Source organism: Micromonospora sp. C51, from assembly GCF_018070435.1.
GTDB classification, from domain to species: Bacteria; Actinomycetota; Actinomycetes; order Mycobacteriales; family Micromonosporaceae; genus Micromonospora; species Micromonospora sediminimaris.
The window spans coordinates 1-16,138 of sequence record NZ_JAGPXQ010000034.1; the positions used below are offsets into that span (position 1 = coordinate 1).

Genomic DNA, 16,138 nt, shown 5'->3' on the forward strand with positions numbered 1-16,138 from the left:
GGGTTGGGGTGGGTTAGCGGCGGTTGTAGCGGTGCATGGTCAGGGTGCCGAAGACCGCGATGAAGGCGGCGCTCCAGAGGACGATCCACATCATCGCCGAGGCGTCCGTGGTGCCGGCCATGGCCGCGCGTACCGACGAGACCAGGTGCGTGATCGGGTTGGCCTTGACGAACGCCTGGAGCCAACCGGGCATGGTGGACGGGTCGACGAAGACGTTGCTCAGGAACGTCAGCGGGAACAGCACCATCATGCTGACCCCCATCACCGACTTCTCGCTGCGCAGGATCAGCCCGAAGAACGTCCACACCCAGGAGAACGCGAAGGAGAAGACCACCAGCAGGCCGATCCCGGCGAGGACGCCGAGTACGCCACCGTCGGGGCGGAAGCCGAGCACCAACCCGACGCCGAGGATCACCAGCGCGGCGAGGACGTAGCGCAGCACGTCGCCGACGATCATGCCGACCAGCGCGGCCGGTCGCCAGACCGGCAGTGTCCGGAACCGGTCGAAGACACCCTTCTCGATGTCGGTGTTCAACCCGACACCGGTGTACATGGTGATCATCACGACGCTTGTCACCATGATGCCCGGCAGGAAGAACTGCAGGTAGTCACGCGGGCTGTCGGCGAGCGCGCCACCGAACAGGTACGTGAACATCAGCACCATGATGATCGGGAACGCGGTCACGTCGAACAGTTGCTCCGGCACGTGCTTGATCTTCAGCAGGGCGCGCCAGCTGAAGGTGAGCGACGCCGACAGCGGGCTCGGCCGGGGCGGTCGCGCGCCCGGCGCGAGGACCGTCGCGAGCGCCTCGGAGGAGGGTACGAAGACGGTCGGCGCCCGGCCGGTCGAGGTGGCGGTGTCGCTGCTCATCGGGCTGCCTCCAGCTCGTCGTCCCGCTCGTCGGTGGCCGGCACGGCGGGGTGGTCGGTCAGGGCCAGGAAGACCTCGTCCAGGCTCGGCTGGCCGAGGGAGAAGTCGTCGACCACGATCCCGGCCCGGGACAACTCGCCCAGTGCCCGGGCGGCCTGCGAGCTGGCGTCCAGTTCGCTGCCGTCACCGCCGACGCGGGCGGTGATCGCCACCGGGTCGGCCTCCAACTGGACCGGCACGCTCAGCGTCGCCTGCAACAGCCGTTCGGCCTCGGGGCGCTGGTCGGCGTTGCGCAGCCGCAGGTGGACCGTGCCGGAACCGACCGATGACTTCAACTCGCCCGGGGTGCCCTCCGCGATCACCCGGCCGTGGTCGACCACCGCGATCCGGCTGGCCAATTTGTCGGCCTCGTCGAGGTACTGCGTGGTCAGCAGCACGGTCGTGCCGTGCGCGACCACCGCCCGGACGATCTCCCACACCTGGTTACGGCTGCGGGGATCCAACCCGGTCGTCGGCTCGTCGAGGAAGAGCAGATCGGGGGTGTTGAGGATGCTCGCCGCGATGTCGATGCGTCGCCGCATGCCGCCCGAGTACTTCTTCACCTGCCGTCCGGCCGCCTCGGTCAACCCGAACGCGGTAAGCAACTGCTCCGCCCGCTGCCGGGCGGCGGACTTGGGCAGGCCGAGCAGCCGGCCCAACAGGATGAGATTCTCCGTGCCGGTCAGGTCCTCGTCCACCGAGGCGTACTGGCCGGTCAGGCTGACCCGGGCACGTACCGCGTCGGCCTCGGCGACCACGTCGTGACCGAACACCCGGGCCTGCCCGCCGTCCGGGCGTAACAGGGTGGCCAGCACGCGTACGGCGGTGGTCTTGCCGGCCCCGTTCGGACCGAGCAGCCCGTACACGGCGCCGGCCGGAACCTGAAGGTCGATGCCGGCGAGCGCTCGGGTCTCGCCGAACGACCGGGTCAGACCCTCGGCCTCGATGGCGAGGCCGGTGGTGCGTCTACTCATGATTGCGAAGTTTCCTTCCATTCGTCACGCCGATGAGCCGGGCCGCCGCGACCCGGCGACCCACCACACCCCACGGGTACGACAGAATGCTCCGTTCCGTGGCCGCCCGCCAGCTACAACGACGCCGGCCGCCGGGAGTGGTCGGCTCACCCCACAGGCGCGAGACAGCGAACGGCCGCCGCTAGATCAGATCTAGCGGCGGCCGTCTCGACGCCCAGGGCACCGGTACGCGTACCACCCACCGGCAGTGCGACCCGTCGCGCTGCCGGCCCCCGTTACCAGGCGGTGTCGAGCCGGTGTCGTTGCTCGGGCGTCAGTTCCAGGTCCACGGCGGCGAGGCTCTCGTCCAACTGCGCCACCGAGGAGACTCCCACCAGCGGGATGGTGGGGATCTCGCCGTCGATCAGCCAGGCCAGCACCACCTGGTTGACCGTCGCGCCGGTCTGCTCCGCCACCTCACGCAGCGCGGCCAGCCGCACCGGCGCGCTCGGCAGGTCGTACTCCGGCCCCAACGGCTTGTCGTCGCGGACGTAGGCGCCCCACAGCAGCGACCCGTACGAGACCAGGGTCATACCGGGCTCGGCCCGCAGGTAGCTGAGCAGCTCGCCCCCGACGGCGCCCACGTTGCCGTCGGGGTCGAGGTCGGTCGGCCCGTCCAGCCGAGCCGGCAGGTAGCTGCGGTGGTACTGGAGCACCTCGTACCCGGGCAGACCGGCCGCCGCGGCCAGTGCTCGGGCTCGCTCCACCCGCCAGGTGCGGTGGTTGCTCGCGCCGAGCAGCCCCACGGTGCCCTCCGCGACCAGCTCGGCGAAGCCCTCCACGGTCTCCCGCAGCGGCACCTTGTGGTCCTCGATGTGGGCGTAGAGCAGGTCCAGCCGGTCCATGCCGAGACGTTCCCGGCTGCGCTCGGCGGACTCCCGGATCACCTTGGCCGACAACCCTTCCGGGTTGTCCAGGTAGCTGGTGCCGGGGGCCAGCGGCCGGGCACCGAGCTTCGTGGCGATGACGATCTCGTCGCCGATGCCCCGGCTGCGCCGCCACCGACCGAGCAGCTCCTCGCTCTCACCACCCTGCCCGCCGGTCATCCAGAACGCGTAGTTGTCCGATGTGTCGATGAAGGTGCCGCCGGCCTCGACGAACCGGTCGAGGATCGCGTAGGCGGTGGCTTCGTCGGTCTTCGTGCCGAACAGCATCGCCCCGAGGCTGAGCACGCTGACCTCGCGTCGGGTACGCCTGTCGCTGCCGATCGTGCGGTACCGCATGGGAACTCCTTTCGTGCGCCCGAACCGGTGGACGCGGCACCAGCCTGCGTCTTCGAGCGCACTCGAGGTCAACCCCTTGACCCTGTCCGCTTGGCCGAAGGTCCATCGACGGTGGCACCTGAGTCCGGTGCGCACCGCCAGCCCCACCCATACGGTGTGTTCCTGCCCGATGTCACTGAGTAGAGGAGCCGTCCCGTGCCACAGCTGCCGGACCTGCCCTTCGGTTTGGAGTACGCGGCACTGGGCCTCTTCCTGGTGGCCGTGCTCGTCGGGGTGGTGCAGCAGTTCTTCGCCGACTGGATCAGATCCCTGCTGGCGCGGCTCTGGGGATTGATTGCCGGCCGGCGACGCGGCATCCGGGCGGACGAGTGGCAGCGCTACCGCGCCTGGGTCGCCCGCACCTACAACCGGATGGAACTCGGCTTCCTCCGCGACGTCTCGGTCACGCTGGACGAGGTGTACGTGCCATTGGAGTACGAACAGGACGGCCGGCGGGTTGACGTCTACCGCGACGTCCAGGGCCGCCGACGGACCGTGATCCTCGGTGCGGCGGGGGCGGGCAAGTCGATGCTGCTGCGACACTCGATGGTGCGGTGGGCCGCGGAGCCCGAACGGTTCGAGCGGGTACCGGTGCTGGTGGAGCTGGCCCGGTCCAATCGGGACGGACGCACGATCCGGCAACTGATCGCGGAGGCCCTCGGCCGGCTCGATGACGAACCGGGGAGCCGCCGCCGGCATCGCCGCGCCCGTCCGCTCGTCGCCGACGCGGAGCAGGTCGTCGAGGTGGCGTTGGTAAGTGGCCGGCTCTGTGTGTTCCTCGATGGGCTCGACGAGGTGGTCACCGAGCGGCGCGGCGCGGTCGTCGAGGACATCAAGGAGTTCGCCGAGCGCCATCCGACGACACAGGTCGTGGTCACCTGCCGCGACGCGGTGTACGACGGTGACCTGCGGCCGGTCTTCGACCGGGAGATCCGGGTGGCCGGCTTCGACGACGCCGGGATCCGGCGCTTCCTGCGGCTCTGGTTCACCCGACGACGGGGCGCGGGGCAGCACGCGGGCGGACGGGAGCGCGACGAGCCGGTGGCCGCTCCCCGGCACATCGTGGAGCAACTGTTGGCGGAACTGCGGTCCAGCCCGACGGTGATGAGGTTGGCCCGCAGCCCGCTCATGCTCACGATGATCAGCACGTTGTACGAGGCAGACGCCGGTGCCGGCCCGATGTTGACCAACTCGCGGGCGGAGTTCTACCAACAGGCCGTCGAGCACCTGCTCCGCCGGGACCGGGATCTCGGTCGGCACCGCAACCTGGCCCGCTACCAGGCCGGCCACAAGCTCATGGCGTTACGGGCGATCGCGCTGGCCGCGCAGGGTGGCCGGTCCCAGGGCACCGACCGCCGGGTGATCGGCGAGGCGGAGGTGTACGCCGAACTCGCCCGCATCCTGCCCCGGTTCCGCCTGGCCGAGGAGCACCTGCCGCCCATGGTCGACGAGATCGTGGAGCGCAGCGGGCTGTTGATCCGCATCGACGACAACAACCTGCTCTACGAGTTCGCCCACCTGACCTTGCAGGAGTACCTGGCGGCGGTGGAACTCGCGGACGATCCCGAGCGGCTGCTCGGGCTCTACCGGGAGAACCCGGGCCGGTGGCGGGAGACGGTGAAGCTCTGGTGCGCCGGGGCCAACCGCGACGCCTCCGGCGTGGTCCGGCAGATCTTCGCCGGTGACGACCGGGACAGGCTGCTCGCCCTGGAGTGCGTCGCCGAGGCCCGGCAGATCGACGAGAGCCTCGCCTCGACCATCGTGGACAGCCATGTTCGGCTGCTCGGCACCCCGGTCGCCGACAAGCATCTGGTGCTGGCGGCGCTCGGCGCGGTGGCCGGCAATCCGGGACCGTTCGGTCAGCGGCTGTTCGACAGCCTGGCGCAGCAGGCGCGCTCCGGCGGCCAGGTGGCCGAGGACGCCGTGGTGGTGCTCGCGGAGTCCCGCCGCCGCGAGGCGATCGAGTTGCTCAGCGAGATGGCGGTACGGGTACCGGCAGCCCGTGCCGCGTTGCGGGCCACCGGTGAGCTGGCCATCCCGACCCTCGCGGCCCGGGCCGGTGCCGGCTCGGTGGCCGCCGTCGACGACCTGGCCGCCGTCGGCACTCCCGCCGCCGCCGTGGCTTTGGCGGAACAGTTGTGGGCGAGTAACCGGAAGGTCGCCGTACGCGCGGCGTGGCGGCTGGCCGTCCTGATCGGCGCGCCGGACGTGGCGAACGAACTGCGAACCTTCGACCCCACAGCGGCGGAGGCCGCGTCAGTGGCCGCCGAGGCGACCAGGCGGACCGACCGGCGATCGGGACGGGTACCGGGGGCGGAGTGGCACGACTGGCTGTGGGCCCCCTTCGAGCCGGGAACCCCGATGGCCCGGACGATGGGCCGCCTCGGCTGGCTGATCCTCGACTCGACCGACGACCCACCAAGCGACCTCGGCGCCGTGGACGTGCGACTCGCGATCAGCCTCGTCGCGCTGGGCGGTGCGTTCGACGCCGGCAAGGTGCCCAAGGAGCTGACCGAGGAGCTGAGCCGTACAGCGCACAGCTACGAACGGCTGCTCTCCGGTGCCTTCGGCACGTACGAGATCCGCGACATGCTCGACCTGGTGGCCCGGCGGGAGCCCGAGGCGGCACGTGACATCGCGGTGCGGGCGCTGGGGCATCGGATGTCCGGCTGGCGGGCGGCGCTGCTGACCAGCCTGCCCACACCGGTGCTGACGGAGCTGGCCGGTCGACTGTGGAACAGCACCGACCTCGACGCCGACCTACGGGACTGGCGGACGCTCAACGAGCGGCCGGAGGCACCCACGATCCTGACCTTCCTGCGCAACGTCGCCGTGACGCTCGGGGTGCTGGCCGGCGCGACCCTGGTCGGCATCGCTATCACCCGCTCGTTCGGCACGGTGATCGGCTGGTGGGTATGGGGGCCGGAGGGCGCGGCAGCGGTCGTGGTGCTCTGCACGGTGGCTCTGGCGGTGTCCTTCGTGGCCGGATTGATCATGTCGACCGACAACGACCTGTTGTGGATACCCGTACTCGTGCTCATGATCAGCGGGACAGGGCTGGCAGCCGCGGGAGCGCCCGTAGCGTTCGCCACCGTGGTGGGTTGGCTCGGCGTCATCTACACGGTCGTGTCGGGTGTGGCGCTGGTCGGCGCGATCGTCGTACTCGTCCGCTGGACCCGCCTTCGGGAACGGGCGTTGCGCAACCCGTACCGGGCCCTGCTCGACCGGGCACCGACTGCCCGTACCGCCGAACAGACCGTGATCGGCCGTCAGGCCACCGGTGGCAGCGGTCGAGCGCGGCAGGCGGTGAGGACCGGCGGCTGAGTCGTCCCGGGTCAGCGGCGGCGCAGCGCGGTGGAGGTGAGGCGGTAGCCGATGGTGTGCTCGACCAGCCGCTCGACCAGGTCCGCCTTGCGTAGCCCGCCGACGCCGCGCAATCCCAGCTCCGTGGCCAGGTCGCGCAGGTCGCGGAGCGGCCAGGGGGAGAGGTACGCGGTGCCGTCGGCACGACTGGTCATCGTCGCCAACCGCTCGATGGCGTCGGTCACGCCCCGGTTGCTCATGCCGGCCCTCCGCTGCGCTGCGGACCGCCATGAGGCACCAAGGCGCAGAGTTGATGATTCGCTCGCTGGCGCTCGCTCATGCCGGTTGCCGGTCCGGCTGGAGATGGTCGAGGAACTCGGTGGCCAGGCGGCGCAGTTCGTCGCGTACGGCGGGGACCGTGACGCGGTCGCGCAGCACCACCGGCACGCCGCGCGGGGTGTTCGTCGCGTAGAGGGTGACGTTCTCCCGCAGGGCGGTGGGGAAGACCGGCAGTCCCAGGTTGCGGACCTGGTCCATGTAGCTCTGGTGGGTGGCGATGGGCTGCTGCGACAGCAGCTGGATCATCGTGAAGACCACGCCGGCCACGCCGGGGGCGACCTTCTGGTGTCGGCGTACGGTCGCGAACCGGCGGGCGTCGGCGTTGTACTGCTCGACCAGTTCCCGCACATTGCCGTGCAGGTAGTCGATGCCGAGGGTGGACAGGTAATCGGCCCGGGCCGGGATGACCAGGTGGTCGCTGGCGATGATGGCCGACTGGGTGACCACGTTGAAGTTCGGCGGACAGTCGATCAGCACCATGTCGTACGGGTCGAGCCCGTCGGCGAGCAACCCTTCGGCGAGGGAGCCACGGACCCGGAACAGTTCGGCGTCGTACTCCTCGCCACCGGCGACGCTGCGGGCCAGGGCCAGGTCGATGTCCACCAGTTGCAGATGCGACGCGATCAGGTCGAGCCGGCCGGCGCCGGTGAGCCGGGCGTTCGCCGGGCCGGGCGAGACCACAAGTTCACCGAGGGTGACCGACGGGCTGCCCTCGCGCAGGCCGTCGTACCACCGCTTCACGGTCCGGCTGTCCCGCAGCCGCTCCCGCCAGTCGTCCGGGTCGTAGAAGCCGAAGGTCAGACTTGCCTGCGGATCGAGGTCGATGAGCAGCACCTTCATCCCCCGGTTGGCCAGTTCGGCACCGAGGTTGGCGGTCACCGTGGTCTTGCCGACCCCACCCTTGTAGTTGATCACGGACACGACGTACATCGACGTACCTCCCCAAGACGACTGACGGTAGCGGGCCGTCCGGCGGAAAGTCGATCATCCTCGGTTTGCACGTAACTACGTAAGTTCGTACTATCGAATTATGGCGAGTGTGGAGGAGCGGTTGGCGGCGCTGGAGGCACAGGTCGCCGGTCTGGTGGAGCGGCTCGACGGCGCGGACCGCCCGACGCCGCCGGAGGGGGTCTTCTGGGCGCTCGACGGGCTCAAGCAGCGACTGCCCGCCGACAACGCCGGCGCCGTGCTCTACACCGGCACCGTCCGTCTCGGCGGGCAGCACTACGACTGGCAGTACGGCCGCGGCGTCGAGGACCTGCTGGCCGACGACTGGGCCGACCTGCCGGCCGTCCTGTCCGCCCTGGCCCACCCGGTACGCCTGCGCCTGTTGCGGGAGATCCTCGGCGGCCGACAGGGCACCGCCGAGCTGGCCGGGATCGAAGATCTCGGCACCACCGGCCAGCTGCACCACCACCTGCGCCAGCTCACCGCCGCCGGCTGGCTGCGCAGCGCCGGCCGGGGCCGGTACGCCATCCCCGCCGAGCGGGTGGTGCCGTTGCTGGCCATCCTGACCGCCGCCGGTCGTTGACCGCACCTCCGCCACCACCCGCCCGCGGACCGCAGCGGGCCATCACTCAGCCGGATCGAGGCGCCAGCACGGCCCCACCCCCGGCTCCGCCGGAACGGAAAGGAGCACGTCATGCACAAGACGCCCGTCATCGTTCTCGTCGCCGGGGTGGTCGCCGGCCTGGTCGGGCTCGGCGTCATGCCCCGGGAGCCCCGGCTGGCCGCACAGACCACCGGCGACGCCGACCTCGCCGCCGCCACCCGGGCCGCCGTGGACGACCCCGGCGGCTACCGTGGGCTCGCCGTCGCCCTGATCGACGACGGTCAGATCCGCACCGCCGGCCTCGGCGACCGCGACCGCGACGGCAACCCGGTCGAGTCGGACACCCCGTTCGAGATCGGATCGGTGCCCAAGGTGCTCACCGGCATGCTGCTGGCCCACCAGGCCGGCGCGGGCGCGGTACGCCCCGACGACACCCTCGGCGCGACCTGGCCGGCGATCACCGGTGCCGCCCGGGAGGTGACCCTGGCCGAACTGGCCAGCCACCGCTCCGGGCTGCCCCGGATCGTGCTCAGCTCGGTCAGCGACTGGGTTCGTACGATCTGGGCCAACTACGCGGCCGGCAACCCGTACGCCGGCCAGGACGTCGACCGGGTCCGCGCCGCGGCGAACAACCAGACACCCGGCGACGGCCGGGGCGAGGTCAGCTACTCCAATCTCGGCATGGCGGTGCTCGGCCAGGCTCTCGCGGCCGACGCCGGCCTCGGCTATCCCGAGCTGCTCGACCGGGAACTGCTGACCCCGCTGGGCATGACGGCGACCATCCAGGTCACCGGCTCGGATGCGCTGCCCGCCGAGCGCGCGGAGGGCACTATCAGCAGTGGTCGCACCCCGGATCCGTGGATCGGCACCGGATACGCCCCCGCCGGCCTGGGTTACTGGTCCACGGTGGAGGATCTCGCGCGACTCGTCGCGGCCACCGCCGCCGGCACCGCACCCGGCGTCGACGCCCGCGACCCGCGCTTCGACGACACCGACCGCACCCGCATCGGGTACGGCTGGCTCACCACCCGCTACGGCGACCGCGAAATCACCTGGCACAACGGTGCCACCAGTGGCTTCTCCTCGTACGTCGGCTTCGACCGGGCCACCGGCCGGGGTGTGGTGGTGCTCGGCAACACGGACATGGGAGTCGAGCCCGTCGGGCTGCGGCTGCTCGGTGTTCCCCGCGAGGAGGCCGGCACCGCCTCGCCGGCCCGGCCCACCTGGATCGGAGTCGGGATCGGGCTGCTGTTCACCTTCATCGGTGGGCTGTCGCTGCTCGGCACCGCGCTGCGCACCGCGTCGGACCGGCTGACCGTGCTGTCGGGCGCCGTCTGGGCGCTGGTCTACCCGGCTCTGGGTCACCAACTCGGTGACTGGTCGACCGTGCCCGGCTGGCTCTGGCCATTCGGTCTGGCGGCCTCCGGCGCCGGGCTGGCCCTGGTCGCGTACCGCTGGCGACACCTGCCGGTCAACGGCGCACCCCGGCCCTGGCTGCGGGTGGTGGCGCCGGCCGGCGCACAGGGCGTCTCCACGGCACTGACCGCCGCCCTGCTCGCCTGACCGCCTGGCCGGTGCCGGCCGCTCGGCCTCGCCGCCGAACCGCCTGGCCGGTGCCGGCCGCTCGGCCTCGCCGCCGACGGCCTGGTGAGCCGGCATCGACACCGGCGTCGGGTCAGGCGGGCGGCCGGGCCGAGCGGGTCAGCCGGAAGTGCTGCCGTTTTCCGTCGTCGCGGACCACCACGCCGTAGCGGGACAGTTCGGCGCGCATCTCCTTGGCCTCGCCGCCCCGATCGTGTTCCAGCGCCTCCCGGCGGGCCCGCAGCAGCGCATCCGCGCCCGCCGGCAGGCCGGGCAGGTCAGGCACCCAGAGCCGGTACGCCTCGCGGTGCGGATCCGCCTCCGCCCACGGCCAGCCGTGCTCCCGGAAGGCTTCGGCCAGTTGCTTGGCCGGCAGGTCACTCGACTGCCGGGCCAGCTCGGCGTCGTCCGCGTCGAGCAGCACCAGGTTCTTGCCGTCCAGGTAGACCGCCCGGGTGTCCCGCCTGTCGATCTCCCGCTCGGAGCTGCCCTGACGCAACCGCACCCCGGTGCCGGACACGCTCACCCGTACCCGCTCGGCGGTGCCGATGGCGGCGATCACCAGCCCGACCAGGACGCCGACACCCACCCCACCGGGTAGTGCGTACTGGTCGGGCAGGCCGTCGACCGCCCGGAACAGGCCCTGCACCGGAGCCCAGGGCAGGTCGGCCACCCAACCCGCCCCGGCCACCAGCAACCCACCGAGCACGCCCCCGACCAGCGGGATGCCGCCCCAGAGCACGATCAGTTCGGTGATGCCACCGCTGACCACGGTCGGTGTCCCGTACGCCCTCACGTAACCTCCCGCCGCATGGTCCGGACCAGCCCGGCGACCAGCGGCACGACCAGCCACACCAACAGCGACACCGCGAGTCGTTGCCATTGTCCAGCGGTCACCTCGGCGGTGAACAGCGGCTCCATCGTCAGGTTGGTGTCCAGCCAACCCGCGACGCGGTGCAGCGGCCGGACCAGCTCGCCCAGGACGGACCACACGATCGGCAGCACCAGGTAGACCACGATGGCCAGCGGGCTGTGCAGCAACAGCAGACCGAAGCCGGCCCCGATCAGCGCGGTGGCGACCTGGAACACGGCGGCGTGCACGAGCAGCATCCGGTCGAACTGCCAGCTTCCCGCACCGCCGGCTGCCGATGAGACAAGCGTGCCGACGGCGGCCACCGCGAGACTGGTCAGCACCGACGCCAGCGCGGCCAGCACCACCGCGACGAGCTTCGCCGCGATCACCCGTTCCCGCCGGGGCACCAGCGCGAAGGTGGTCAACGCGGTGCGCTGGGACCACTCACTGGTGATCGACAGGATGCCCAGCACCGGCAGCAGGAAGCCCACCGGCACCAGCGACGGGGTGAAGAAGTTGGCGAAGGTCTGCTCGTCGTCCGGCGCGTACACCAGTTGGAGGGTGACGATGACGGCGCTGACCAGGCCGATGGTGATCAGCAGCCAGCGACCTGCCCGGGTGTCGACGAGTTTGCGCAGCTCCACGACGGTCAGCCGGGCCAGCGACGGTCGGTGCTCGGCCCGGCGGTGAGCCGCGGCGGCGGTCTCGGGCGCGGTGGTGACGGTGGTCATCTGACGACCTCCCCGGTCGGTTCGGCGATGGTGGCGGCGGGCACGACCGGGCCGGGTGCGGTGGCGGTCAGGGTGAGGAACAACTGCTCCAGACCGCCGCCGGCCGGACGCAGCTCGGTGAGGGCCACCCCGGCGGCCAGGGCGACCTGCCCGACGGCCTCGGTGTCGGCGCCGACCAGCAGCCCTTCGGAGCCCTCACTGACCGTCAGGCCGGCCCGGTCCATTGCGGCCCGCAAGGCCGCACCGTCGCGGGCCCGCACGACCGCGCCGTCGCCGGCCAGCAGCTCGTCCTTGTCACCCTGGGCCACGATCCGGCCGCCCCCGATAACCACCAGCCGGTCCGCGACCGCCTCCACCTCGCGCAGCAGGTGAGAGGAGAGCAGCACGGTGCCGCCCCGGTCGGCGAAGTCGCGCAGCAGGCCGCGCATCCAGAAGATGCCCTCCGGGTCCAGGCCGTTGGCCGGCTCGTCCAGGACGAGCACCCGGGGGTCGCCCAGCAAGGCGTGCGCGAGGCCGAGTCGCTGACGCATACCCAGCGAGTACGCCCGCACCCGGCGTCGGGCCGCCGTCGAGCCCAGCCCCACCCGGTCGAGCAGCTCGCCGACCCGGCGTCGGTCGACGCCCATCGTCGACGCCGCCACGGCCAGTGCCTCCCGGCCGGTCCGCCCGGCGTGCTGGGCGGAGGCGTCCAGCAGCACCCCGACCGTACGACCCGGGTTGGGCAGCTGCCGGTACGGCCGACCGTCGACGGTGGCGGTGCCGGCGGTCGGCGGGGTGAGCCCGCAGATCATGCGCATGGTGGTGGACTTTCCGGCCCCGTTGGGGCCCAGGAAACCGGTGACCGTGCCCGGTTCGCAGTGGAACGACACGTCCTCGACGGCGGTGTGCCGCCCGTAACGTTTGGTGAGCTGATGTACGGCGATCATGCGGCGAGCCTGTCCGAGCCGGCCGGCCATCCGCAGCGGCCATCGGTCTGCCCCGCGCAGACCAAGGTCGATGCTCAGGTCTCGACTTTGGTAGCTGGTCCGGTGCCCGACCGGCTGCCTACCATTGCGCCTGTGACCAGCGCCGTCGTACTCGATCACCCGGGTCTGCTGCCCGGGGCGCTGGACCCTGGGGCGGGCCGCCGACCGCGGCGGACTCCCCGCGACTGGCTGGTCGACAGCCTCGCGTTCCTGGTCTCCCTGGCCTGGGTGGTGCTGGCCACCTTCGACGCCGCCTCCCCGAACCCGACCTTCGCCGACCGGCTGCCCCACGACTGGATGATCGCGGCCGACGCCCTCGTCGGCCAGCTCTGCACGGCGGCGCTCTGGTGGCGGCGCCGCTGGCCGGTGGGGCTGGCCCTGGCGACGCTGCCGCTGGCGATGTTCTCCATCGCCAGCGGCATCGCTTTATTGATCATCTACTTCACGGTGGTGGTGCACCGTCGGACGGCGGTCGCCCTGGCCGTCACCGGAGCCGGGCTCGTCACCAACTTCTTCTTCGCCCTGCTGCGTCCCAATCCCGGCAGCCCGTACTGGATAGACACCATCTGGGGCGTGGTGATCACCCTGCTGGTGCTGGCCTGGGGGATGTTCGTGCGGGCGCGCCGGCAACTGGTGCTGTCGTTGCGGGAGCGCGCCGAGCGGGCCGAGGCCGAGCAGCAGCTGCGGGTCGCCCAGGCGCGGCAGTTGGAGCGCACCCGCATCGCCCGGGAGATGCACGACGTGCTCGCCCACCGCATCTCACTGCTCAGCCTGCACGCCGGGGCGTTGGAGTTCCGCCCCGACGCGCCCGCCCCGGAGGTGGCCCGGGCGGCCGGGGTGATCCGGGACAGCGCGCACGCCGCCCTTCAGGACCTGCGCGAGGTGATCGGCGTGCTGCGGGCCGAGACCTCGCTGCCCGACGACCCGGAACGCCCCCAACCGACTCTCGACGATCTACCCGCCCTGATCGCCGAGTCCCGGGCCGCCGGAACCCGCGTCGACCTGCGGGATCGGGTCTCCGCGCCGGACCGGCTGCCGGTGGCCGTGGGGCGCAGCGTCTACCGCATCGTGCAGGAGGGGCTCACCAACGCCCGCAAGCACGCCCACGGCGCCGCCGTCACCGTCGGCCTCAACGGAGCGCCAGGTGACGGGCTGCGCGTGGAGATCCGTAACCGCAGGCCGGTGGGTGAGTTGCCCGGGACGACCATCCCCGGCACCGGCACCGGCCTGGTCGGCATCGCCGAGCGGGTCAGTCTCGCCGGTGGGAGGTTGGAGCACGGCTGCGACGACCAGGGTGACTTCCGGTTGGCCGCGTGGTTGCCGTGGCCGGCGGCATGACCGACCCGGCGGGCGAGGACCGCCCGGTGCGGATCCTGATCGTGGACGATGACGCGCTGGTACGTGCCGGTCTGTCGATGATCCTCGGCGGTACGCCCGACCTGAAGGTGGTCGGCGAGGCGGCCGACGGAAGCGAGGTCGTCCGGGCCGTCGCCGCGTGCCGGCCGGACGTGGTGCTGATGGACATCCGGATGCCCCGGCTGGACGGGCTGGCCGCCACCGAGACGCTGCGCGGGCTGCCCCACCCGCCGGAGGTGCTCGTGCTCACCACGTTCGACGCCGACGAGCACGTGCTGCGGGCGCTGCGGGCCGGTGCCGGCGGGTTCCTGCTGAAGGACACGCCACCGGTGGAAATCGTGCGGGCGGTGCGCCGGGTGGCGGCCGGCGAGGCGACCCTGTCGCCGACGGTCACCCGGACCCTCATCGAGCACGTCACGGCCGGACCGGCGGCAGACCCCCGGCGGGACCGGGCCGCGCGGCTGATCGGGGGCCTGACCGAGCGGGAACGCGCCGTTGCCGTGGCGCTTGGCCGGGGGCGCACCAACGCCGAGATCGCCGCCGAGCTGTTCATGAGCGTGGCCACCGTCAAGGCGTACGTCTCCCGGCTGCTGACCCGCCTCGGACTCAACAACCGGGTGCAGGTGGCCCTGCTCGTACACGACGCCGGGCTGGTCTGAGAACGGTTTGAACCATCCCGCCTCGGTGGCCGTACCACTGCCCGAGGTGCGGTGCTCAAGCGCACCGCTACCGGAGCTGCGGGAGGTCTGCCGTGCGAGTTGATGAGCAGTCGACGGATCCCATCGATCAGATTCTGGGCGAGTTGCCGGTCCCGACGCCGTTGACCCCCGAGGACGTCCGGCTGGCCGTCCGGGCGGTGGTCGTGCACGCGGCCGAGGAGTGGCCGTCCGGGGCGCTGTGCCGCAACGATGGTGCCCGGTTCCCCTGCCGGCTGCATCGTTGGGGTCGGCAGGTACTGCTGAACCACGGGCTCAACGAGCGACAGCTCGACGCCCTCATCCGGCACGGCAATCCGTTCGTGCACGTGCCGTTCCCGTTCCTGATCAACGGGCCGTCGGCGGGACGTACCCCCGCCGCGCGTCCGGCGGGCACCGACCGGGCCGCCGGTTACCCGCCGCGGGCCGCCGGGCATCCCGGGCGGCCCGACCGCGCCGCCGGATACCCGGCGCGTGGCCCGGCGCCCCGGGTGACCGCGCCGGTTGGGCGTACCGGTGTGCGGGCGCCCGGCTCCGGCCGGCCGGTGGCACCCCCCGCCACCGCGCCGCGCTGGCCGCGGGCGAGCTGAGCGGGCTCGCCTGCCGGCGGTACGACGCCGGCCCGGAGCGCGGGGTCATTCCCCGCCCGCGCCCGGGCCGGCGTCGCGATGCATCCTGCGATCAGCGGTTCCCGGCGGGGATTCCGCAGTTGGGCGCCGCCCAGTAGGTGTTGTTCGCGCTGCGGTCCCGGTTGTTCTCCCGCCGCGAGTCCACGTGGACGTGGGTGTTGTGGCCGGAGACGCCGGGCCCGATGATGCCGCTGAAGCCGTGGTTGCGGGCCTGGCGGGCGATCTGGCACAGCGACCTGTCGTTCGAGATGAGGTCGGCGGCGTTGCCGTAGAGGTGCTGGCTGTCCGACGCCCCGCCCACCCGGTTGTTGCAGGTGCGGCTGCGGAACCCGCTGGTGACGATCAGCGGTTGGTCGCCGAGGCTCTTGCGCAGCGCCTCCAGCTTCCACATGGTGCGCAGCGCGTTCTGCTGCGTCTGGGTGGTGCTCAGCGGGCCGCCGTCCCATCCGCTGCCGCCGCAGCCGTCGTCCATCTCGCGGTAGGCGAAGTGCCGGGGCGTGCAGTTGTTGTCCTGGAGCTGGTACAGCTTCCGGAAGGTTTCCGGGCCGGCGATCCCGTCGACCCGGAGGCCGTACGCGGACTGGAAGCGGCGAACCGCGGCGGCGGTCTTGGGACCGAACCGTCCGTCCAGCTCCACGACGTTGTTGTTGCCGGCCCAACCGGCTATCCGTAGTTGCAGCTCACGCACGTCGCTGCCGGAGCGCCCCTGGTAGAGGTTGCGGTCCCAGGTGTAGCAACCGTCGGCATGGGCCGCTGGCGCGGCGACCACCGAGGCGATCGCGGCGCCCGGCAGGGCCAGGGCGAGGGCGACGACTGCCCGTTTCAAGGTGTGTACGCGCACAGAAGTCCTCCCGATAGGAGAGTGAATGGGATGGCCTCCGGGACTTCGACCGGGCTGTCCCGTGGATCCACCCTCGCACCGGAGCAGCCGATTGGAGGGGATAAACGA

At 71.9% G+C, this 16,138-nt stretch carries 15 protein-coding genes; 6 read left to right on the top strand and 9 right to left on the bottom strand.

The window, feature by feature from the left end:
* Positions 1 to 13: 13 nt before the first annotated feature.
* The 3 genes from KBX50_RS25160 to KBX50_RS25170 all read right to left on the bottom strand — a co-directional run bounded on the left by KBX50_RS25160 (position 14) and on the right by KBX50_RS25170 (position 3,146).
* Positions 14 to 871 (bottom strand): ABC transporter permease, encoded by an 858-nt coding sequence (locus KBX50_RS25160; RefSeq protein ID WP_210940161.1) that lies wholly within the window; start codon positions 869 to 871, stop codon positions 14 to 16.
* Positions 868 to 1,884 carry an ATP-binding cassette domain-containing protein gene (locus tag KBX50_RS25165; protein WP_210940162.1) on the bottom strand — a complete coding sequence of 339 codons (1,017 nt, stop codon included), beginning with the start codon at positions 1,882 to 1,884 and terminating at the stop codon, positions 868 to 870. Before KBX50_RS25165 ends, KBX50_RS25160 begins: the two co-directional genes overlap by 4 nt.
* Positions 1,885 to 2,159: 275 nt before the next feature.
* On the bottom strand, positions 2,160 to 3,146 hold the full coding sequence (locus KBX50_RS25170; protein ID WP_210940163.1) for an aldo/keto reductase: 987 nt from the start codon (positions 3,144 to 3,146) through the stop codon (positions 2,160 to 2,162).
* A 195-nt stretch (positions 3,147 to 3,341) separates the two neighbouring features.
* Between KBX50_RS25170 and KBX50_RS25175 the strand changes: the two genes are divergently transcribed.
* Entirely contained in the window at positions 3,342 to 6,509 is a 3,168-nt protein-coding gene (locus tag KBX50_RS25175; RefSeq protein ID WP_210940164.1) for an NACHT domain-containing NTPase, read from the top strand.
* Positions 6,510 to 6,520: 11 nt separating this feature from the next.
* Here the strand turns inward: KBX50_RS25175 and KBX50_RS25180 are convergent, their stop codons facing one another.
* Positions 6,521 to 6,748, bottom strand: a complete 228-nt coding sequence (locus KBX50_RS25180; protein ID WP_210940165.1) for a Rho termination factor N-terminal domain-containing protein — start codon at positions 6,746 to 6,748, stop codon at positions 6,521 to 6,523.
* Positions 6,749 to 6,824: 76 nt separating this feature from the next.
* Positions 6,825 to 7,757, bottom strand: coding sequence for a ParA family protein (locus tag KBX50_RS25185; RefSeq protein WP_210940166.1), 933 nt, complete (start codon positions 7,755 to 7,757; stop codon positions 6,825 to 6,827).
* A 100-nt stretch (positions 7,758 to 7,857) separates the two neighbouring features.
* On the opposite strand from KBX50_RS25185, the gene KBX50_RS25190 reads away from it, so the two are divergent.
* Positions 7,858 to 8,358: a helix-turn-helix transcriptional regulator gene (locus KBX50_RS25190; RefSeq protein WP_247674398.1), complete on the top strand. Its 501-nt coding sequence runs from the start codon at positions 7,858 to 7,860 to the stop codon at positions 8,356 to 8,358.
* Positions 8,359 to 8,469: 111 nt separating this feature from the next.
* On the top strand, positions 8,470 to 9,942 hold the full coding sequence (locus KBX50_RS25195; protein ID WP_210940167.1) for a serine hydrolase: 1,473 nt from the start codon (positions 8,470 to 8,472) through the stop codon (positions 9,940 to 9,942).
* A gap of 112 nt (positions 9,943 to 10,054) precedes the next feature.
* Here the strand turns inward: KBX50_RS25195 and KBX50_RS25200 are convergent, their stop codons facing one another.
* The 3 genes from KBX50_RS25200 to KBX50_RS25210 are packed head-to-tail and all read right to left on the bottom strand — an operon-like array spanning position 10,055 to position 12,470.
* On the bottom strand, positions 10,055 to 10,756 hold the full coding sequence (locus KBX50_RS25200; protein ID WP_210940168.1) for a hypothetical protein: 702 nt from the start codon (positions 10,754 to 10,756) through the stop codon (positions 10,055 to 10,057).
* Positions 10,753 to 11,544: an ABC transporter permease gene (locus tag KBX50_RS25205; protein ID WP_210940169.1), complete on the bottom strand. Its 792-nt coding sequence runs from the start codon at positions 11,542 to 11,544 to the stop codon at positions 10,753 to 10,755. Before KBX50_RS25205 ends, KBX50_RS25200 begins: the two co-directional genes overlap by 4 nt.
* Positions 11,541 to 12,470: an ABC transporter ATP-binding protein gene (locus tag KBX50_RS25210; RefSeq protein ID WP_210940170.1), complete on the bottom strand. Its 930-nt coding sequence runs from the start codon at positions 12,468 to 12,470 to the stop codon at positions 11,541 to 11,543. Before KBX50_RS25210 ends, KBX50_RS25205 begins: the two co-directional genes overlap by 4 nt.
* 132 nt (positions 12,471 to 12,602) lie before the next feature.
* Between KBX50_RS25210 and KBX50_RS25215 the strand changes: the two genes are divergently transcribed.
* From KBX50_RS25215 to KBX50_RS25225, 3 genes are all read left to right on the top strand, one after another.
* Entirely contained in the window at positions 12,603 to 13,847 is a 1,245-nt protein-coding gene (locus KBX50_RS25215) for a sensor histidine kinase (protein ID WP_210940171.1), read from the top strand.
* On the top strand, positions 13,844 to 14,524 hold the full coding sequence (locus KBX50_RS25220; protein ID WP_210940211.1) for a response regulator transcription factor: 681 nt from the start codon (positions 13,844 to 13,846) through the stop codon (positions 14,522 to 14,524). Before KBX50_RS25215 ends, KBX50_RS25220 begins: the two co-directional genes overlap by 4 nt.
* 92 nt (positions 14,525 to 14,616) lie before the next feature.
* Positions 14,617 to 15,150, top strand: coding sequence for a hypothetical protein (locus tag KBX50_RS25225; protein ID WP_210940172.1), 534 nt, complete (start codon positions 14,617 to 14,619; stop codon positions 15,148 to 15,150).
* A 91-nt stretch (positions 15,151 to 15,241) separates the two neighbouring features.
* On the opposite strand, the gene KBX50_RS25230 is transcribed toward KBX50_RS25225, so the two are convergent.
* On the bottom strand, positions 15,242 to 16,030 hold the full coding sequence (locus tag KBX50_RS25230; protein WP_210940173.1) for a D-Ala-D-Ala carboxypeptidase family metallohydrolase: 789 nt from the start codon (positions 16,028 to 16,030) through the stop codon (positions 15,242 to 15,244).
* Positions 16,031 to 16,138: the final 108 nt, after the last annotated feature.